We start from the raw sequence: 21,134 nt of genomic DNA, 5'->3' as shown, positions 1-21,134 counted from the left end.
ATCTGATTAACCTTGGTTAAGATGGCGCCTCAGTTTGTGGAGATTTCTCAGATGCGGTACTCACCAGACCACAAAGCCCAGACCCACCAGCGCATCATCAAAGAGGCTTCGCAACGCTTCCGACGTGATGGAATCGGCGCCACAGGACTGCAACCACTGATGAAAGCCTTAGGCCTGACCCACGGAGGCTTCTACTCGCATTTCGCGTCCAAGGACGAACTGGTCGAGAAAGCCCTGCAAGCCTCGGCCGCAGAGCTCGACGAACATTGCGCCCAGCTGTTCAGCGAGCCGCGACCGCTGCACGCCTTTATCGACAACTACCTCTCCGAATGGCATCAAAGCTCCCCTCACCAAGGATGCCCCCTGCCGACCATGTCTGCAGAGCTGGGTTTGCGCGGCCAGCCAAGCTCCACCACCGATGCCATCCTCATGGCTCGACTTGAACAAGTGCAAAACGCCTTGTTGGGTACAGAGCAGGCTAACGATCAAAGCCTGCTGATCATGTCGACCTTGGTCGGTGCCCTGGTACTGTCGCGCAGTGTGCACAGCACCAAGCTGGCTCGACACATACTGGATGTCGCGCGTGAGCACCTGAAGCAAACGCCACAGACGTCGAGCTGAACAGGCTTGCGTGAAGCACTCGGGAATCTTGGTCACGGCCACATTGCGCAGCCCTGCCCCGCAACGTTCAGCTCACAATAAAAGTCTGCTCACACTCACCAAAACCGACGCCAAAAAAAGCCGGTCAATGACCGGCTTCAAACGTTAGATCAGCTTCAATTGACCTCGAGTTTCTCGCGGTTCTTTTCCAGCAGCACCTTGCCGATCCCTTTGACTTCCAGCAACTCATCCACCGACGTGAACGGGCCATTGCTTTCGCGGTAAGCGATGATGGCCTTCGCCTTGGTTTCACCGACACCGAAAAGCTCACGCTGCAATGCTGCTGCGTCAGCGGTATTCAAATCGAGCTTGGTTACCGCGACCGGTGCGGGAGCTGAAGCAACGATCGGTGCTTCAACTTGCGACTTGGCAACCGGAGCAGCGTTGACAACAGTCGCCGCCACGCCGGCCAGCAATGCAAAGATCAACGAAGAAAAGTAAGGGTTACGCATTGAGTGACTCTCCATGACATCGATTAGGAAAAGCAGCTTTTCCGAAGCTGCCTTCCAAACCTAGGTGATGTGCCGGGCAAGTCAAAAGTGGGTGAGTTACAGCTTATGTAGGCCTAGGGTTTGAGGCGCCGCTGCTGATAAATCCAATCAACGATCTCCCCGTCCGGGGTATAGCCGCTGACCGTCTCGCGCAGCAATTGGCGAACCTTGGCGTAGTCGTCCAACTCAACAGCAGCAAGCAGTTCAGTCAGCCGGACCTTCAATACATCCCAAGGCAAATGGTCTTCGTTGGCACTCATGATCATGGGGTGATCCGTGGCTGCAACGTTGTCGCCAATCAGTAACTCTTCGTAAAGCTTTTCACCCGGACGCAAGCCTGTGAACTCGATAGCGATATCACCATGCGGGTTCTTGTCCGAGCGCACGCTCAGACCCGAAAGGTGAATCATCTTCTCCGCCAACTCGACGATCTTGACCGGCTCTCCCATGTCCAGCACGAACACATCACCGCCCTGCCCCATGGAGCCGGCCTGAATCACCAATTGAGCGGCTTCAGGGATGGTCATGAAGTAACGGGTGATCTTGGGATGAGTGACCGTCAGCGGGCCGCCAGATTTGATCTGCTTATGGAACAACGGAATGACTGAACCGGAAGACCCCAGCACATTACCGAAGCGAACCATGGTGAAGCGGGTTTTATTGACCCGAGAAATATTCGACTCATCGCCCAGAAAAACTGGAGCCAGTTCACGACTCAACGCCTGCAGAGTCAATTCGGCAAGACGCTTGGTACTGCCCATGACATTGGTCGGGCGAACAGCCTTGTCAGTGGAGATAAGTACAAAGTTTGCAACACCTGCCTGCAAAGCGGCCTGAGCCGTATTCAGCGTGCCGATAACGTTATTCAGGACACCTTCGGCAATATTGTGCTCAACCATCGGCACATGCTTGTACGCCGCGGCGTGGTAAACCGTATCGACCTTCCAGGTTGTCATCACATCTAACAACTTCGCCTGATTACGGGCCGAACCTAAAATGGGAAGCAACTTGACCGGCAATGATTCGCGCGCAACGCGCTGCTCCAACTCTGACAAAATGCTGTAAAGATTGAATTCGCCATGGTCGAACAGCAGCAGCGTCGTAGGCTCGGACGAAAGTATCTGCCTGCAAAGTTCAGAGCCGATAGACCCACCCGCTCCCGTCACCAGAACAATTCGCCCTTTGATACAACGAGCAAGCAACTCCTCCTGCGCGGGCACTGCATCACGCCCCAGCAAGTCAGCAATGTCCACCTCTTGAATGTCATCGACCTTTACCCGACCGCTGGCAAGGTCCATAAAGCCGGGAACACTGCGCACGTGCAGTGGGTATTTCTCTAGGAAACCCAATATTTCCCGACGACGACTGCGGCTTGATGAGGGGATAGCCAAGAGCACTTCGATCGCCCCAGTATCATCAATCATCTGTTTGATGTGTTTTGGCTTATAGACCTGCAACCCAGAGATCACTCGATCGGCGATGCTGCTGTCATCATCGATAAAGGCCACAGGACGCATAAGCTTGCCCATGCGCAATGCAGCAACAAGCTGGTTACCGGCAGCGCCGGCGCCATAGATGGCAACCTTGGGCAGCCCATCATCGCGACTAGTAAAAGGAACATGCTGTGCCGCGGTAAACCAGTCACCGATAAAGTACTGGCGCATCACCAGACGTAGCCCACCTACAAAAACCATGCTCAACCACCAATAATTGAACACGATGGAACGAGGGACGACCGTTTGATGATTACTGTACAAGTACACAACCAGGGCCAATATCAACGCGGATAAACTGACTGCCTTGACAATGGCGATCAGCGCATCATTACCAAAGTAACGCATCACAGCGCGATACATTCCAAACCGGACAAAAAGCGGAATCGCCACCACCGGTGCGCTCAAAAATAGCCAGAGATGAACGACAAAGGGATTGTTCAGATCATCAAACCCCAACCTCACAACAAATGCCATCCACAAGGCGATCCAGACCAACACAATGTCGGCGGCCACCTGAAGGAAGCGCTTTTGTCGGCGCGGAAGGCTCAACAGATATGTTCGTATTTTATCCATAACCCCTTTTACTACCTCAATCCCTAGCCTTGATAACCATGGTGTATTGATTTATTTGGTCAGCAAGCCAATACCTGTTCCGCGCCAACTCATGCAGGCCTGTATCAGCTTTTTTGTTCCAACTCTCCAGCATGGAATCTGAGTGCCAGGAAAATCAAAGGCAGATAGGCTAGCGCAACACCAATAATACCATCCAGGCCAAAAAGACCGACGCCAAGCGCTATTGGTAGCAACCAGAACAAGTTGATAAACACGACAGCAAGCGTGACCGGCAGATGGCGCCCAAACTGACGGGAAGCGAATTGATATCCATGGCTACGGTGCGCTTCGTAAACCTTATCTCCTCGCACCAGACGCCGGATCAGTGTGAAAGTGGCGTCAACGATAAACACGCCAAGCAGGATCAGCCAAACCCACAAAAATTGTGGCGAACTCCACGCAGCTTGCAGGGATAGGACACCGAGGATAATGCCGAGAAAACCACTGCCCGCGTCCCCCATGAAAATGCGTGCCGGAGGGAAATTCCAGTAGAGGAATCCGAGAACAGCCATTGCCAGTAACAATGGCGACCAAATCAAATGCTCATTGCCAGTCAACCAATAGATCAGGCAAGCCCCCAGGCACGTACAAATAGCCTCAACACTGGCAATACCATCAATCCCATCCATGAAGTTGTAGAGATTGAGCAACCAGACCAGATAAAAAGCAGCCAAGGCGTGGCCCAGCCAACCGAGGCTGATGTCAGCCCCAAAAAGCTTGATAGCCGGCAACCCACCCAACCAGAGCAAGGCCCACCCCGCGGCAAGGAAATGCGCCAATAATCGCCAGCGGGCGGCAATATGCCCATGATCATCTAGAAACCCAACAACTGCTATCAGCCCTCCAGCTCCCGTCAGCGCCCATACAACAGGCAATGGCACCTCAACTGCAAACGCCAGAAACGGCAAAGTGAGAAGGAAACTAAGGACAATAGCCACACCGCCCCCACGCGGCGTCGGTACCGTATGAGAGCTGCGCCCGTTAGGAATATCCATAAGGCTGCGCGCCAATGCGTATCGACGCAGTACCCATGTGAGCCAAAGCGAGGCAAGTGCCACCCCCGCAAAAAAGTACCAGATTGCCATTTACGATTCAGTTCCTGAAACCATAGGAGAGTTCATCAGCGGACAAATTCAAGGCGCTTACATCCGGGTGAAAATAACTGCGCTCTTTGGACTGCCTGCTGATTACTTACGCTGTTCGATAAAATGCTGAGCGGTGACGCGCAGTGCAGCATCGACACTCAGGGGAGGAGTCCAGCCTAACAACTCGCGGGTTTTACTGATATCGACCTGGAGCGAACCGCATAAGCGCTGGGAAAAAGCTTTTCTGCCCAGCAGCGTAGCCCCTGTCTCAAGCATCCAACTAGGCACAGGCAATAGACGAGCCGGAGAGCCGAGGGCTTGCCCCATTCTACGCAACAACTCAGTCGTAGAAAGATCCTCACCATCGCTAACCAGAAAGGTCTGATTGGCAGCTGCAGGATGACTGAGACAGGTGACGACTAAATCAACCAGGTTTCCCAGCGCCACCAGACTACGGCGATTATTGATCGCCCCCAATGGCAGCGGCACTCCCTTGCTCAACCAACGCATCATATTCAGAAAATTGGCTTTCACACCCGGTCCGTAAACCAGAGTAGGCCGGATAATGACAACCTCCATCCCGGTTTGCCCGGCGATCTCCCTTAACCCCTGCTCGGCTTCCATTTTGGAAATACCATAGGGATCTGCTGGTGCAGGTTTAGCATCTGCAAAATAAGGAGCGCCAGGAACTGTTCCTTCGCCATTGACCTTGATCGAACTAATAAATACAAAGCGACGAACGCCCGATTGTGCTGCTTGCCGGGCCAGATTGAGAGTTCCTTCAACATTCACCCGCCGAAAATCACGAAGGCTGTCACTTGAGGTTTCATGCATGACATGAACACGTGCCGCAGCATGAATAACAGCACTGCATCCACCTAAGGCATCCCCCCAAGCTGTAGACCCATCGATATCGGCAACTTTCACAACGACTGTGGACTCAGGTAAATCGTTTACAGGCGTTCGCAGCACTGCAACCAATTCATTTATTGGGGAGATGGATAACCGCTCGTGAACAGCACGACCCACAAGGCCGGACACTCCGGTTAAAAGGATCCTACTCATCTTACCTCTTGAAATTGAAATACTTATTGATTCAGTGAAATCGGCCAGCTAGAAACATCAAACCTTTGATGAACAGCCTTCAAATCAAGAGTGACGACCCAAACGCTGATTAAAAAATAGACAGAAAAAATCTTCAACGGCCCATAAAATCAAGAAATGCATAGAACCATGGACACGCCAGATGTGAAATTCAAAAATAAAAATTTTACAAAATGACGATCCTCCGACAAAAAATCGGAAGAGCCACATCATTAATTTCAAGATGCTTAAAAAATATTCTACCTGAGTATTATTGATATCAATTTACTAAGGCATGCTAGGTAATAACATCTGCGCCAAAAGTCAAAAACAACTAAGCCTGACAACTTCAGTCATTGCCTTCAGGTATATTTAGAAAGAATTAAAAACCTTCCTCCTCTTCTTCATTCACTCGATCTCGCAGCTCTTTACCCGGCTTGAAATGCGGCACAAATTTCCCGTCGAGGCTTACCGACTGCCCTGTCTTCGGGTTGCGACCCACTCGCGGCGCACGGTAGTGCAGTGAGAAACTACCAAACCCCCGAATCTCGATCCGGTCGCCGGTCGCCAGGCATTGGGACATTTGCTCAAGCATAGTCTTGATGGCCAGCTCAACATCCTTGGATGACAGCAGCCCTTGATGGGTGACAATTCGTTCGATCAACTCCGACTTCGTCATATTTTTCCCTTCTTTTTCAAGCAGCTAGGTCAGTGCTCAGAAGGTTTTAGCATGCTCTGAGGATTTTGAACAGCCCGTGTATTGACTTATCTGCTGGACCACAATTGCATCGCATCTAGCGCCCCCTTCAGCACCTCAGAGCCACTTACCTGCACATGACCAGCATTGTGCGGGTAACGTAGCCAGCGGGGTTCCAACCGAAGGGATAATCGCCCTCCTCGTCCTTCGCATCGCTGGACTTGGTTATGACTTTGTAACCACCGGCTTTGCACTCCTTAGCTGCGCGCTTGTAACATTTTTCCCAATCCGAGCCCAAGCCCGAGCAATCAATTTCAATTCCACTGACGCCACGTATCGCATGGGTCTTGGCGCTGGTGGTACATCCAGCAAGAAGGAGCACGGCGACAATAACTGCGAGTCTGTTCATTCCCTTCCTTATGCAGCATAGGCTGCGATGCTGATACCCTTTCAACCCAAGCCTAGCTCCTGATGAGCAAGCTCGTTGCTTATAAGAAGAGACAACTCAGTGCATATGTTGGTTTCAGAAGGGTTTAACTCAAACTCCAAGCACAAAAAAGGGCGACCGAAGTCGCCCTTTTTCTATGGTCTTACAGAACTTAGTTCTGTTTTTCCATTTGTGCACGCAACAGGTCGCCCAGAGTGGTAGGACCAGCAGCGATGTCCGAAGCAGCTGGCTTGTCGCGCAGGCTTTGGATTGCTTCTTTCTCGTCTTCAACGTCTTTCGACTTGATCGAGAGCTGGATTACGCGGCTCTTACGGTCAACGCTGATGATCTTGGCTTCAACTTCTTCGCCTTCTTTCAGAACGTTACGCGCATCTTCGATGCGGTCACGGCTGATTTCAGAGGCTTTCAGAGTAGCTTCGATATCGTTGGCCAGGGTGATGATGGCGCCTTTGGCGTCAACTTCTTTTACAACACCCTTAACGATTGCGCCTTTGTCGTTCTCTTGAACGTACTCGGAGAACGGATCGCTTTCCAGTTGCTTGATACCCAGGGAGATACGCTCACGCTCTGGGTCAACCGACAGGATAACAGTGTCCAGCTCGTCGCCCTTCTTGAAGCGGCGTACGGCTTCTTCGCCCACTTCGTTCCAGGAGATGTCGGACAGGTGAACCAGGCCGTCGATGCCGCCGTCCAGACCAATGAAGATACCGAAATCGGTGATCGACTTGATGGTGCCGGAGATTTTATCGCCCTTGTTGAACTGGCCAGAGAAATCTTCCCATGGGTTAGATTTGCACTGCTTGATGCCGAGGGAGATACGACGACGCTCTTCGTCGATGTCCAGAACCATAACTTCCACTTCGTCGCCGACTTGTACGACTTTCGAAGGGTGGATGTTCTTGTTGGTCCAGTCCATTTCGGAAACGTGTACCAGACCTTCAACGCCTTCTTCCAGCTCAGCAAAGCAGCCGTAGTCGGTCAGGTTGGTTACACGCGCGGTAACGCGAGTGCTTTCTGGGTAACGAGCTTTGATAGCGACCCATGGATCTTCGCCCAGCTGCTTCAAGCCCAGGGAGACACGGTTGCGCTCACGATCGTACTTCAGAACCTTGACATCGATCTCGTCGCCAACGTTGACGATTTCGGAAGGATGCTTGATACGCTTCCAAGCCATGTCGGTGATGTGCAGCAGGCCATCAACGCCACCCAGATCGACGAATGCGCCGTAATCGGTGAGGTTTTTAACGATACCTTTGACTTGCTGGCCTTCCTGCAGGGATTCCAGCAGAGCTTCACGCTCGGCGGAGTTCTCGGCTTCGAGGACGCTGCGACGGGAAACGACAACGTTGTTGCGCTTCTGGTCCAGCTTGATGACCTTGAATTCCAGCTCTTTGCCTTCCAGGTGCGTGGTGTCGCGCACTGGACGGACGTCAACCAGAGAACCTGGCAGGAACGCACGGATGCCGTTAACGTCGACAGTGAAGCCGCCTTTAACCTTACCGTTGATAACGCCCTTGACCACTTCTTCGGCTGCGAAGGCTGCTTCCAGAACAATCCAGCATTCAGCGCGCTTGGCTTTTTCACGGGACAGCTTGGTTTCACCAAAGCCATCTTCAACCGAGTCCAGCGCAACGTGAACTTCGTCACCGACGTTGATAGTCAGATCGCCAGCGTCGTTGTAGAACTGCTCAAGCGGGATGAGTGCTTCAGACTTCAGGCCAGCGTGAACGGTTACCCAACGAGCTTGGTAATCGATATCAACGATAACACCGGTGATGATGGAGCCTGCCTGAAGGTTCAGGGTTTTTAGGCTTTCTTCAAAGAGTTCCGCAAAGCTTTCGCTCATTTTAATTCCTGTTGATAAGGGCGAAGAATACGCCCATCTGCCACATCCCAGACGATGTGGGTTACGTTCATATAAAAGAAAGACCGCGGGACTATGACTGGTTCCCCACGCTCTTCCTTGGTCACCCGGCGATGTCGCGAATGGCGATCTCGCTCAGAATGCGTTCCAGCACCTGCTCGATGGACAACTCCGTGGAATCCAGCTGTATGGCGTCAGCCGCCGGCTTAAGCGGGGCTACCGCTCGCTGGGTGTCGCGCTCATCGCGCGCACGAATCTCATCTAGCAGACTCGACAGACTAACACCATCGACTTTTCCCTTCAACTGCAAGTAACGGCGACGTGCACGCTCCTCGGCACTGGCAGTGAGGAAAATCTTCAGCGGCGCCTCTGGAAAAACCACCGTGCCCATGTCACGACCGTCAGCCACGAGGCCCGGCGGCTCCTGGAATGCCCGCTGGCGCTGCAACAGCGCATCACGCACTGCGGGCAATGCGGCGACCTGGGAAGCCCAGGCACCCACCTGCTCATTGCGCAAATCATCAGTGACATCATCACCTTCGAGAATGATGCGCTGCGGATGCCCTTCAGTCGCACCGAGGAACTGCACATCGAGATGTGCCGCGAGCAATTTCAGCGATTCTTCGTTGGTCAGGTCGACGCCATGGTTGCGTGCGGCAAATGCCAGCAGCCGGTACAAGGCTCCGGAGTCCAGCAGGCACCAGCCCAGACGCTTGGCCAGAATCCCGGCGATGGTGCCCTTGCCTGAACCGCTAGGCCCATCGATGGTGATTACAGGTGCCTTGATGTTCACGACTGAGCCTCTTGCGCTACGCGGATACCGACCTGCGCGCACAGCGCGAGGAAGTTGGGGAAAGACGTCGCCACGTTCGCGCAATCATGAATGCGGATCGGAGCATTAGCCCGCAGCGAAGCCACGCTGAAGGCCATCGCAATCCGGTGATCACCGTGACCGTGCACTTCACCGCCGCCAATCTGGCCGCCATCGATAATGATGCCGTCCGGCGTAGGTTCGCACTTGACGCCCAGCGCCAGCAGGCCGTCGGCCATGACCTGGATACGATCAGACTCCTTGACCCGCAGCTCTTCAGCACCACGCAGCACGGTACGCCCTTCAGCGCAGGCCGCAGCGACAAACAGCACCGGGAACTCGTCAATGGCCAAGGGCACCAGTTCTTCAGGAATCTCGATACCTTTGAGTTTAGCTGCCCGTACGCGCAGGTCCGCCACAGGTTCGCCACCGACTTCACGCTGGTTTTCCAGGGTGATGTCCGCCCCCATCAGGCGCAGGATGTCGATCACGCCGGTACGGGTCGGGTTGATACCGACGTGCTCCAGCACCAACTCCGAACCCTCGGCGATCGACGCAGCCACCAGGAAGAACGCCGATGACGAGATATCGCCCGGCACTTCAATATGCGTAGCAGTCAGTTTGTGGCCGGACTCAACCGAAGCGGTCGCACCGTCGACGCTGACCGGGTAGCCAAAGCCGCGCAGCATACGCTCGGTATGGTCGCGGGTCGGCGCAGGCTCGGTCACGGTGGTTTTGCCTTCGGCGTACAGCCCCGCCAGCAGCAGGCAAGACTTAACCTGGGCACTGGCCATCGGCATGGTGTAAGTCAGGCCCTTGAGCGTGTTGCCACCGCGAATGACCATCGGCGGGCGACCTTCGGCAGCCGTTTCAATGACAGCGCCCATTTCCCGCAAAGGGTTGGCCACGCGATTCATCGGACGCTTGGACAGCGACGCATCACCCGTCAGGGTGCTGTCGAAGTTCTGCGCCGCCAGGAGGCCGGACAGCAGGCGCATCGAGGTACCGGAGTTGCCCAGGTAGATAGGACCTGGAGCAGGTTTCAAGCCATGCAGGCCAACGCCGTGAATGGTGACACGGCCGTGGTGCGGACCTTCGATCACCACCCCCATGTCGCGGAACGCCTGCAAGGTCGCCAAGGCGTCTTCGCCTTCGAGGAAACCTTCAACTTCGGTGACGCCTTCAGCCAGCGAGCCGAGCATGATCGAGCGGTGAGAAATCGATTTGTCACCCGGTACACGAATCCGCCCATTCAGGCGGCCACCAGGATTTGCCAGGAAAATCAGATCGTTGGAGTTCATAGCGTCCACATAGGCCCGGCGGGCCAGGATTTTACTGAAATGCTCGCGGGCAACCCGGGCGCGAGTGAATACGCCCAACAATTGGTGCCCATCCCCTGCATCGACCGCGTCGCGCAGGGCGTCGAGGTCGTTGCGAAATGTATCGAGTGTGCGCAGTACTGCTTCGCGATTGGCGAGGAAGATGTCGTGCCACATGACCGGGTCGCTGCCGGCGATTCTCGTGAAATCGCGGAAACCGCCCGCAGCGTAACGGAAGATGTCCAGATTTTCACTGCGCTTGGCCAACGAGTCGACCAGGCCGAATGCCAGCAGGTGGGGCAAATGACTGGTCGCCGCCAACACTTCATCGTGGCGCTCGACCTGCATATGCTCGACATCCGCTCCCAGCTCGCGCCATAACCGATCGACCAGCCTCAACGCCTCGGGGTCGGTCTGCTCAAGCGGAGTCAGAATCACCTTGTGCCGACGAAACAGCTGAGCATTGGACGCTTCGACGCCGCTCTGCTCGGAACCGGCAATCGGATGCCCCGGCACGAAGCGCGGCGGCATACCACAAAAGGCCTCGGTTGCCGCGCGCACCACATTGCCCTTGGCGCTGCCGACATCCGTCAGAATCGCCTGCCCCAGGTCCATGCCAGCCAAGAGCGCCAGGAGTTTTTCCATGGCCAGGATCGGTACTGCCAGCTGGATCACATCAGCGCCCTGGCAGGCCACGGCGAGGTCTTCTTCGCAGCGGTCCACCACGCCCAACTCGACTGCCAACTTGCGCGATTGAGGATCCAGATCGACCCCGACCACCTCGCGACATACCCCGCTTTCACGCAGGCCCTTGGCAAAAGAGCCACCAATCAGCCCCAGACCGACCACCACCAGGCGACCGATCATAGGCACAGCAGATTGCATTGGAATGACATCAACCACGAGCCAGAACCTTGGACAACGCCTCGAGGAAGCGGCTGTTTTCAGCCGGCAGACCGACGGTAATACGCAGGTGGTTCGGCATACCGTAATTGGCCACCGGACGCACAATCACACCCTCGCGCAGCAACCCCTGGAATACCGGAGCAGCCACCCTTCCTACGTCCACGGCAATGAAGTTGCCCTTGGAAGGAATCCACGACAGGCCCAGCTCGCGAAAACCCGCCTCCAGCTGCTGCATACCGGCCTCATTGAGGCGACGGCTTTCAGCCAGGTATTCCTCGTCCTGCAACGCCGCGCAGGCAGCAGCCAACGCCAGGCTGTTGACGTTGAACGGCTGGCGAACCCGGTTCAGCACATCGGCCACCACCGGCGTCGACAAGCCATAACCCACACGCAACGACGCCAGGCCATAGGCCTTGGAGAAGGTCCGCGAAACCAGCAGATTCGGGTAGGCCGCCAGGAAATCCAGGCCATCGGGCAAGTCGCTGCCTTCGGCGTATTCGATATAAGCCTCGTCCAGCACCACCAGCACATGCCCTGGCACATCCTGCAGGAACTCGTCCAACGCTTCGGCGCTGAACCAGGTACCGGTCGGGTTGTTCGGGTTGGCGATAAACACCACCCGGGTATTGGCGTCGATTGCCTGCAGCATTGCAGGCAGGTCATGCCCCCAATCCTTGGCCGGAACCACATGCGCCTGTGCGCCCACGGCCTGGGTGACAATCGGATAGACGGCAAAGGCATGGGCGCTGAATACGGCATTCAAGCCCGGGGCCAGGTAGGCACGAGCGACCAGCTCCAGAATGTCATTGGAACCATTGCCCAGGGTGACCTGGCTCAACTCGACCGCACAACGCTCGGCCAACAGGGTCTTGAGGGCAAAACCATTGCCATCGGGATAACGGGTCAGCTCCGCCAGCTCGTCACGGATCGCCGCCAGCGCCTTGGGGCTGGCGCCCAGCGGGTTTTCATTGCTTGCCAGCTTGACGATTTTTGCCGGATCGATGTCCAGCTCACGTGCCAGTTCGTCCACGGGCTTGCCCGGAACGTAAGGCGAAAGTTGTTGCACGCCCGGCTGTGCCAGAGCGAGGAAGTCGCCACTCATTGTTAAAGCCTCAGAGAACCGCTTTCGGGTAGGAACCCAGCACCTTGAGTGCCACTGCTTCCTGACTGATCTTCTCCAGTACACCTTTGACCAGTGGGTCGCGGTGATGGCCGACGAAGTCGATAAAGAACACATAGGTCCATTTGCCACTGCGCGAAGGTCGGGTTTCGATTCGCGTCAGGTCGATGCCGTTATCGTGGAATGGCACCAGCAGCTCATGCAGTGCGCCCGGCTTGTTGCTCATGGAGACGATGATCGAGGTCTTGTCGTCGCCGGTCGGCGGCACTTCCTGGCTGCCGATCATCAAGAAACGCGTGGAGTTGTCCGGGCGATCCTCGATTTTTTCGGCCAGGCGGGTCAGGCCATACAAGCCTGCAGCCATATCGCCGGCAATCGCCGCCGAGTTCCACTCACCCTTGACCCGCTTGGCAGCCTCGGCATTGCTGGAGACCGCGACACGCTCAACATTCGGGTAGTGCGCGTCCAGCCACTTGCGGCACTGGGCCAGGGACTGGGCATGGGAGTAGATGCGGCTGATGCTGTCAGTCTTGGTGTTTTCACCAACCAGCAAATGATGGTGAATCCGCAACTCGACTTCGCCACAGATCACCATGTCGTGCTCAAGGAAGCTGTCGAGGGTGTGGTTGACCGCGCCCTCGGTGGAGTTTTCCACCGGGACCACGCCAAAATTCACCGCACCGGCTGCCACTTCGCGGAACACTTCATCGATCGCCGCCATCGGCTTGCTGATCACGGCGTGGCCGAAATGCTTCATTGCCGCGGCCTGGGTGAAAGTGCCTTCAGGGCCGAGGTAAGCCACTTTCAGCGGCTGCTCGAGCGCCAGGCACGACGACATGATTTCGCGAAACAGGCGCGCCATCTCTTCGTTGCCCAACGGCCCCTGGTTGCGCTCCATCACCCGCTTGAGCACCTGAGCTTCACGCTCAGGACGATAGAACACCGGCACTTCGCCTTCGGCCAGGGAGGCCATCTTGACGCGCGCGACTTCCTGGGCGCAGCGCGCACGCTCACTGATCAGTTCCAGGACCTTTTCGTCCAGGGCATCAATGCGCAGGCGCAGTGCCTTGAGTTCTTGCTCAGACATTAACCGTGTTCCTTCTCGAACTCTGCCATGTAGGCCACCAGCGCATTGACTGCGGTAATGTCGACGGCGTTGTAGATGGAGGCGCGCATGCCACCAACCGAGCGGTGACCCTTGAGGTTCAACAGGCCACGCGCTTCGGCACCGGCCAGGAACGGCTTGTCCAGGCGATCGTCAGCCAGGCGGAACGGCACGTTCATCCACGAGCGGTTGGACTTGTTGATCGGGTTGCTGTACAGGCCGCTGGCGTCGATGAAGTCATACAGCGTGCGCTGCTTCACTTCGTTGAGCTTGCCGATGGCCGCTACGCCACCTTGCTCCTTGAGCCATTCGAACACCAGCCCGGACAGATACCAGGCCAGGGTCGGCGGGGTGTTGTACATCGAGCCGTTGTCCGCCGCGACCTTGTAGTCGAGCATGGTCGGGCACAGGGAACGGGCACGCCCCAGCAGGTCTTCACGGATGATGTTGACCAGGATGCCGCTCGGGCCGATGTTTTTCTGTGCGCCGGCGTAGATCATGCCGAAACGGGAGATATCCACAGGACGCGACAAGATGTCGGAAGACATGTCAGCCACCAGCGGAATATCGCCGGTTTCCGGGATCCAGTTGAATTCCAGGCCGCCGATGGTTTCGTTCGGTGCGTAATGCACGTAGGCCGCGTCTTTCGACAGCTGCCATTCGTTTTGGCCAGGAATGGCGAAATAGTCGTAGGGCTTGGCGGTGGCAGCCACATTGACGTGGCCGTAGCGCGAGGCTTCTTCAATGGCTTTCTGCGACCAGATACCGGTATCGATATAGTCGGCCGAGCCGTTTTCCGGCAACAGGTTCAGAGGGATCTGAGCAAATTGCTGGCTGGCGCCGCCCTGCAGAAACAGCACTTTGTAGTTCGAGGGGATATCCAGCAGGTCACGCAGATCCTGCTCAGCCTTGGTGGCAATGGACACGAACTCATCGCTGCGATGGCTCATCTCCATGACCGACAGGCCCTTGCCATGCCAATCCAGCAACTCGGCCTGGGCACGCGACAGGACAGCTTCAGGTAGCGCAGCGGGACCTGCGCAGAAGTTATAGGCTCGTTTGCTCACATCCACTCTCGCTATGCATTCACGGTAGCGGACAGAGCAAACACTCTGCCCTGCTACGATTTATTTAGTCTTGCGACTCTTCTTCGCCTGCGGCGTCAGCCTGCCGGCCCTCGGTTGCGTCATCCGGATCGGTGCCCGCGTCCAGCACGGTCCCTTCGAACTCTTCACCCTCTTCGCCTTCCAGCTCGTCACCCTCGACTTCAGACGGCTCCTGCACCCGCTCCAGGCCGACCAGGGTTTCATCGCTGGCCAGCTTGATCAGGGTCACGCCTTGGGTGTTGCGACCCAGGCTCGACACTTCGTCGACCCGTGTACGCACCAGGGTGCCCTGGTCGGAAATCAGCATGATTTCCTCACCATCCAGCACCTGGACCGCACCGACCAGACGGCCGTTACGATCATTGCTGACCATGGCGATAACGCCCTGGCCGCCACGTTTGTACTCAGGGAACTCGGTGATCGCCGTGCGCTTGCCATAACCACGCGCGGATGCGGTCAGGATCTGGCTGCCCTCTTCCGGAATCAGCATGGAAATCAGCTTCTGGCCTTCCGGCAGACGCATGCCGCGCACACCGCGAGCAGTACGACCCATGGCGCGAACGTCGGATTCCTTGAAGCGAGTGACCTTGCCGCCATCGGAGAACAGCATGACTTCACGCTCGCCATCGGTGATCGCGGCAGAAATCAGCACGTCGCCTTCGTCCAGCTCCAGCGCGATCAGGCCGACGCTGCGTTGACGGCTGAAGGATTCCAGCGGGGTCTTCTTCACGGTGCCGCCAGCGGTGGCCATGAAGATGAAGTGACCTTCGGTGTATTCCTCGACCGGCAGCATGGTGGTGATGTACTCACCCTCATCCAGCGGCAACAGGTTGACCAGCGGACGACCACGGGCCGCACGCGATGCTTCAGGGATTTCGTAAGTCTTGAGCCAGTACACCTTGCCCTTGCTGGAGAACAGCAGCAGCGTGGTGTGGCTGTTGGCTACCAGCAGGTGAGCAATGTAGTCCTCATCTTTCACGCCAGTGGCCGATTTGCCTTTCCCGCCACGACGCTGGGCCTGGTACGCAGCCAATGGCTGGGTCTTGGCATAGCCGCCGTGGGAGATGGTCACCACGCGCTCTTCTTCCGGGATCATGTCACCCAGGGTCAGGTCGAGACGGGCATCGAGAATCTCGGTGCGACGCACATCGCCGTATTCGGCACGAATCACTTCCAGCTCTTCGCGGATCACTTCCATCAGGCGCGTAGCGCTGTTGAGGATGCGGATCAGCTCGCCGATCTGGTTGAGGATCTCTTGATACTCAGCCAGCAGTTTTTCGTGCTCCAGGCCGGTCAGACGGTGCAGACGCAGCTCCAGAATGGCTTGCGCCTGCTCTGGCGACAGGAAGTACTTGCCTTCGCGCAGGCCGTACTGCGGGTCCAGGGTCTCTGGACGGCAGGAATCGGCACCGGCACGTTCGACCATTGCCACCACCGCGGAGGATTCCCAGGCCGTGCTGATCAGCGCTTCCTTGGCTTCCGACGGGGTTGGCGAGGCCTTGATCAGGGCGATGACCGGGTCGATGTTCGACAGGGCAACCGCTTGACCTTCAAGAATGTGGCCGCGTTCGCGCGCTTTACGCAGCTCGAACACAGTACGGCGGGTGACGACTTCGCGACGGTGACGAACGAAGGCTTCCAGCAGATCCTTGAGGTTGAGGATCCGTGGGCGGCCATCGATCAGGGCCACGATGTTGATGCCGAACACCGCTTGCAGCTGGGTCTGGGCGTAGAGGTTGTTGAGGATTACCTCAGGCACTTCGCCGCGACGCAGCTCGATCACCACGCGCATACCGTCTTTGTCGGACTCGTCGCGCAGCTCGGTGATGCCTTCGAGCTTCTTCTCTTTAACCAGCTCGGCGATCTTCTCGATCAGACGCGCCTTGTTCAGCTGGTAGGGAAGCTCGGTAATGACGATCTGCTGGCGGCCACCGACCTTATCGATGTCTTCGATCATCGAGCGGGCGCGCATGTAAATACGGCCACGACCGGTGCGATAGGCTTCGATGATGCCGGCACGACCGTTGATGATCGCGGCAGTCGGGAAGTCCGGGCCCGGGATGTATTGCATCAGCTCGTCGACCGTCAACTCAGGGTTGTCGATCAGCGCCAGGCAACCGTCGATGACTTCACCGAGGTTGTGCGGCGGAATGTTGGTCGCCATGCCCACGGCAATACCGCTGGAACCGTTGACCAGCAGGTTGGGAATACGGGTCGGCATGACCGCCGGGATCATTTCGGTGCCGTCGTAGTTCGGCACCCAGTCCACGGTTTCTTTATGCAGGTCGGCCAGCAGCTCATGTGCCAGCTTGGTCATGCGCACTTCGGTGTATCGCATGGCCGCGGCGTTATCGCCGTCGACCGAACCGAAGTTGCCCTGACCGTCTACCAACAGGTAGCGCAGCGAGAATGGCTGCGCCATCCGAACGATGGTGTCGTACACCGCGGTATCACCGTGAGGGTGATACTTACCGATCACGTCACCGACAACACGGGCAGATTTCTTGTACGGCTTGTTGAAGTCGTTGCCCAGCTCGCTCATCGCGAACAGCACACGCCGATGCACGGGCTTCAAGCCATCGCGCGCATCAGGCAGTGCCCGCCCGACAATTACGCTCATCGCGTAGTCGAGGTAGGACTGTTTCAGCTCGTCTTCGATATTGACCGGGAGGATTTCTTTGGCCAGTTCGCCCATGAGAAGCCTGATTCCTTTTTCTGGTGAAACCTCGTCACATCCATATGGGACGAACGAAGCTCGTCGCTGCAGGCTTAGCGCCTTGCACCGACTTACGACAAATCAACAAGTTATGCCATGGATTTGCGCAGTAAAGGCAACCGCTTTGGGCCACCTTGGAAACCGCCGGATGTTATCACAATCGCCGCCACGCACCTATCCCCCAGATGCGCATGGTGCGTAGTTAGTTGACCGGTGACAGGCTGATAGGGGACCAGAGAAGCTCAGAGGCGGATTTCGCGCTTAAACGGGGATTTTTTCTTGACCAATAGCCGCTCCCAGGGAGCAGCGACCTGCTCCACGGGAAACAACTATCTCAATGCAGGCGTTTGCGGCACATCAATTGGGCCATTTTCGCAGTATCCGGGCGCTCGACGATGCCTTTTTCAGTGACGATGGCGTCGATCAGGTCTGCCGGCGTCACGTCGAATACCGGGTTGAACGCATCCACTTCGGCACCGACGCGCTTGCCGCCCACTTCCAGCAATTCCTTGCCGTCGCGTTCTTCGATCGGGATTTCGTCGCCACTGGCCAGGTTCATATCGATGGTGGAACTGGGGGCGACCACCATGAAGCGCACGCCATGGTGCATGGCATTGACCGCCAACTGGTAGGTGCCGATCTTGTTCGCCACGTCACCGTTGGCGGTAATGCGGTCGGCGCCGACTATCACCCAGGTCACACCCTTGGTTTTCATGATATGGGCGGCGGCGGAGTCGACGTTCAAGGTCACCGGAATGCCTTCATTGGCCAATTCCCAGGCTGTCAGGCGCGAACCTTGCAGCCAGGGCCGGGTTTCATCGGCGTAAACGCGCTCGACCATGCCTTCGAGCCATGCTGCGCGGATAACCCCCAACGCCGTGCCAAAACCACCGGTGGCCAGTGCGCCGGTATTGCAGTGGGTCAGCAGCGCCTGGGCATTGCCCTGGTGCCGGCGGATCAGGTCCACGCCCAGCTGCGCCATGGTCAGGTTGGCTTCGCGATCACTTTCATGAATGGCCAGGGCTTCGGCCTCGAGCACGGCCAGCGGGTCGATGTGGTCCTTGAGCCGCTCCAGACGGTCGCGCATGCGATTGAGCGCCCAGAACAGATTGACCGCGGTCGGGCGCGAGTCGGCAAGCAGGGTGAAGTCCTCCTCCATTGCCGCCTGCCAGTCACCGCCGGCGGCAAACCGCGCGCGCGCCGCCAGGACCACGCCATAGGCCGCGCTGATGCCGATTGCCGGCGCGCCACGAACCACCATGGAGCGAATCGCCTCGGCCACGCCCGCAGCGCTGGTGTAGGCGATCCAGGTTTCCTCGAAAGGCAAAATGCGCTGATCGAGCAGATACAGGGCGTCATCCCGCCAATCGATGGCCTTCACCTTCTCCGCAGCCAACAGTCGATCGCGCATCCCTCACCCCGCACTCATGAACAAAAGCCGTCGATTATAGCGATCCCCCGGCGAAGACGCTCGGGTATACTTCGCCATCCCTTACAAAAGCTCTGGAACCGATCTTCGATGCCGACACCTGCCGCTGCGCTCGACTTATTGCTGTTGCCGACCTGGTTGGTGCCTGTCGAACCTGCTGGCGTGGTTCTCAAAGAACACGGCCTGGGCATTCGCGACGGGCGCATCGCCTTTATCGGACCCAGGGACGAGGCCTTGCGCCTGAAGGCCACGCATGTGCGGGAACTGCCAGGCATGCTGCTCAGCCCGGGCCTGATCAATGCTCACGGGCATGCGGCCATGACCCTGTTTCGCGGCCTGGCCGACGATCTGCCGCTTATGACCTGGCTGGAAAAACACATCTGGCCGGCCGAGGCCAAGTGGGTCGATGAAGCCTTCGTGCGCGACGGCACCGACCTGGCGATTGCCGAACAGCTCAAAGGCGGTATTACCTGCTTCTCCGACATGTACTTCTTCCCCAAGGTGGCCAGCGAGCGCGTGCACAACAGTGGCATACGCGCGCAGATCGCAATTCCGATCCTCGATTTCCCGATCCCCGGCGCCCACGACGCCGATGAAGCGATCCGCCAGGGCGTCGAGCTGTTCGGCGACCTCAAGCACCACCCGCGCATCAAGATCACCTTCGGCCCTCATGCACCCTATACCGTGGGCGATGAGAACCTGGAAAAAATTCGCGTTATCGCCGAAGAACTCGACGCCTCGATCCATATGCACGTCCATGAAACCGCATTCGAGGTGCAACAATCCCTCGAACAGCGCGGCGAGCGCCCTCTGGCCCGCCTTGGCCGCCTTGGCTTGCTCGGCCCGCGCTTCCAGGCCGTTCATATGACCCAGGTCAGCGATGAAGACCTGGCTTTGCTGGTAGAAACCAACAGCAACGTTATTCATTGCCCGGAATCGAACCTCAAGCTGGCCAGCGGTTTCTGCCCGGTGGAGCGACTGTGGCAGGCCGGGGTGAATGTCGCGGTCGGTACCGATGGCGCCGCCAGCAACAATGACCTGGACCTGCTGGGCGAAACCCGCACTGCCGCGCTACTGGCCAAAGCCGTTGCAGGCTCCGCCACCGCGCTGGACGCCCATCGCGCCCTGCGCATGGCGACCCTGAACGGCGCCCGCGCCCTGGGCCTGGAGGCTGAAGTCGGTTCGCTGGAGCTGGGCAAGGCCGCGGACCTGGTGGCGTTCGATCTGTCGGGTTTGGCCCAGCAGCCGATTTATGACCCGGTTTCGCAGCTTATATATGCCACCGGCCGCGATTGCGTGAAACACCTTTGGGTCGCCGGCAAGCAGTTGCTCGACGACCGGCGCCTGACCCGCCTCGATGAACAGCAGCTGTGCGCCACGGCCACCGCCTGGGGCCAGCGCATCAGCGGACATACCGAATAGACAGACCCCTTGAGGATCAACTCAAGGCCCAGTGCAGAATTTTTTAGATTTGAGGATTACCCATGAGCAACGTCGACCACGCTGAAATCGCCAAATTCGAAGCCCTGGCTCACCGCTGGTGGGACCGTGAAAGCGAGTTCAAACCCCTGCACGACATCAACCCGCTGCGGGTCAACTGGATCGACGAGCGGGTCAACCTCGCAGGCAAGAAAGTCCTCGACGTCGGTTGCGGCGGCGGCATCCTCAGCGAAGCCATGGCCCAGCGCGGCGCTACCGTGATGGGGATCGACATGGGCGAGGCACCACTGGCAGTGGCGCAGCTGCACCAGCTGGAGTCGGGTGTCAGCGTCGAATACCGGCAAATCACCGCCGAAGCCCTGGCCGAAGAAATGCCCGAGCAATTCGACGTCGTGACCTGCCTGGAAATGCTCGAACACGTACCGGACCCGTCGTCGGTAATCCGCGCCTGCTTCCGCATGGTCAAGCCGGGCGGCCAGGTGTTTTTCTCCACCATCAACCGCAACCCCAAGGCTTACCTGTTCGCCATCATCGGCGCGGAATACATCATGAAGCTGTTGCCGCGCGGCACCCATGACTTCAAGAAATTCATCCGCCCTTCCGAGCTTGGCGCCTGGAGCCGCATGGCCGGCCTGACCGTCAAGGACATCATCGGCCTGACCTACAACCCCCTGACCAAGCACTACAAGCTGGCGGCGGACGTGGACGTCAACTACATGATCCAGACCCTGCGAGAGGAATAAGCC

Annotated in this window: 17 protein-coding genes; 3 read left to right on the top strand and 14 right to left on the bottom strand. The window is 57.4% G+C overall.

All coding sequences use genetic code 11. The features are described from left to right. Window positions 1-51 precede the first annotated feature (51 nt). Window positions 52-621 (top strand): TetR/AcrR family transcriptional regulator, encoded by a 570-nt coding sequence (locus tag CF161_RS26190; protein ID WP_020299649.1) that lies wholly within the window; start codon window positions 52-54, stop codon window positions 619-621. Between the two features lie 155 nt (window positions 622-776). Here CF161_RS26190 and CF161_RS26185 read toward each other — a convergent pair whose 3' ends face one another. The 14 genes from CF161_RS26185 to mtnA all read right to left on the bottom strand — a co-directional run bounded on the left by CF161_RS26185 (window position 777) and on the right by mtnA (window position 18,930). Then, complete coding sequence (locus tag CF161_RS26185; protein WP_020299648.1) at window positions 777-1,112, bottom strand: helix-hairpin-helix domain-containing protein; 336 nt, start codon at window positions 1,110-1,112, stop codon at window positions 777-779. Between the two features lie 113 nt (window positions 1,113-1,225). Continuing rightward, complete coding sequence (locus CF161_RS26180; protein WP_020299647.1) at window positions 1,226-3,220, bottom strand: nucleoside-diphosphate sugar epimerase/dehydratase; 1,995 nt, start codon at window positions 3,218-3,220, stop codon at window positions 1,226-1,228. Window positions 3,221-3,324: 104 nt separating this feature from the next. Next, window positions 3,325-4,344: a glycosyltransferase family 4 protein gene (locus tag CF161_RS26175; RefSeq protein WP_020299646.1), complete on the bottom strand. Its 1,020-nt coding sequence runs from the start codon at window positions 4,342-4,344 to the stop codon at window positions 3,325-3,327. Window positions 4,345-4,446: 102 nt separating this feature from the next. Next, complete coding sequence (locus tag CF161_RS26170) at window positions 4,447-5,409, bottom strand: SDR family oxidoreductase (protein WP_043230420.1); 963 nt, start codon at window positions 5,407-5,409, stop codon at window positions 4,447-4,449. 400 nt (window positions 5,410-5,809) lie between these two features. Next, the gene (gene ihfB, locus CF161_RS26165; protein ID WP_020299643.1) at window positions 5,810-6,106 is read right to left on the bottom strand and encodes an integration host factor subunit beta; all 297 of its coding nucleotides are present in this window, start codon (window positions 6,104-6,106) and stop codon (window positions 5,810-5,812) included. Window positions 6,107-6,251: 145 nt separating this feature from the next. Further along, a complete protein-coding gene (locus tag CF161_RS26160) occupies window positions 6,252-6,533 on the bottom strand; it encodes a hypothetical protein (RefSeq protein ID WP_020299642.1) in 282 nt (93 codons plus the stop codon). A 190-nt stretch (window positions 6,534-6,723) separates the two neighbouring features. Then, complete coding sequence (gene rpsA / locus CF161_RS26155) at window positions 6,724-8,418, bottom strand: 30S ribosomal protein S1 (protein WP_020299641.1); 1,695 nt, start codon at window positions 8,416-8,418, stop codon at window positions 6,724-6,726. 121 nt (window positions 8,419-8,539) lie between these two features. Further along, window positions 8,540-9,229 carry a (d)CMP kinase gene (gene cmk, locus CF161_RS26150; RefSeq protein WP_020299640.1) on the bottom strand — a complete coding sequence of 230 codons (690 nt, stop codon included), beginning with the start codon at window positions 9,227-9,229 and terminating at the stop codon, window positions 8,540-8,542. Further along, window positions 9,226-11,433: a bifunctional prephenate dehydrogenase/3-phosphoshikimate 1-carboxyvinyltransferase gene (locus CF161_RS26145; RefSeq protein ID WP_020299639.1), complete on the bottom strand. Its 2,208-nt coding sequence runs from the start codon at window positions 11,431-11,433 to the stop codon at window positions 9,226-9,228. Before CF161_RS26145 ends, cmk begins: the two co-directional genes overlap by 4 nt. Window positions 11,434-11,461: 28 nt before the next feature. Then, window positions 11,462-12,574 (bottom strand): histidinol-phosphate transaminase, encoded by a 1,113-nt coding sequence (gene hisC, locus CF161_RS26140; RefSeq protein ID WP_020299638.1) that lies wholly within the window; start codon window positions 12,572-12,574, stop codon window positions 11,462-11,464. A gap of 10 nt (window positions 12,575-12,584) precedes the next feature. Beyond that, entirely contained in the window at window positions 12,585-13,679 is a 1,095-nt protein-coding gene (gene pheA, locus CF161_RS26135; protein ID WP_007899727.1) for a prephenate dehydratase, read from the bottom strand. Further along, window positions 13,679-14,764, bottom strand: coding sequence for a 3-phosphoserine/phosphohydroxythreonine transaminase (gene serC / locus CF161_RS26130; protein WP_020299637.1), 1,086 nt, complete (start codon window positions 14,762-14,764; stop codon window positions 13,679-13,681). The genes pheA and serC overlap by 1 nt, the downstream gene beginning before the upstream one ends. A 64-nt stretch (window positions 14,765-14,828) precedes the next feature. Then, entirely contained in the window at window positions 14,829-17,498 is a 2,670-nt protein-coding gene (gene gyrA, locus CF161_RS26125) for a DNA gyrase subunit A (RefSeq protein WP_020299636.1), read from the bottom strand. Window positions 17,499-17,853: 355 nt separating this feature from the next. Further along, on the bottom strand, window positions 17,854-18,930 hold the full coding sequence (gene mtnA / locus CF161_RS26120; protein WP_020299635.1) for an S-methyl-5-thioribose-1-phosphate isomerase: 1,077 nt from the start codon (window positions 18,928-18,930) through the stop codon (window positions 17,854-17,856). A 108-nt stretch (window positions 18,931-19,038) separates the two neighbouring features. Here mtnA and CF161_RS26115 point away from each other — a divergent pair, with 108 nt between their 5' ends. Further along, the gene (locus tag CF161_RS26115) at window positions 19,039-20,370 is read left to right on the top strand and encodes a TRZ/ATZ family hydrolase (protein ID WP_020299634.1); all 1,332 of its coding nucleotides are present in this window, start codon (window positions 19,039-19,041) and stop codon (window positions 20,368-20,370) included. A 62-nt stretch (window positions 20,371-20,432) separates the two neighbouring features. Then, window positions 20,433-21,131: a bifunctional 2-polyprenyl-6-hydroxyphenol methylase/3-demethylubiquinol 3-O-methyltransferase UbiG gene (gene ubiG, locus CF161_RS26110; RefSeq protein ID WP_020299633.1), complete on the top strand. Its 699-nt coding sequence runs from the start codon at window positions 20,433-20,435 to the stop codon at window positions 21,129-21,131. Window positions 21,132-21,134 lie beyond the last annotated feature (3 nt).

The organism is Pseudomonas sp. CF161, assembly GCF_000416215.1.
Classification (GTDB): Bacteria; Pseudomonadota; Gammaproteobacteria; order Pseudomonadales; family Pseudomonadaceae; genus Aquipseudomonas.
Note: the sequence above shows the minus strand (reverse complement) of the source record. Positions and strands in the feature narration are given on the sequence as shown.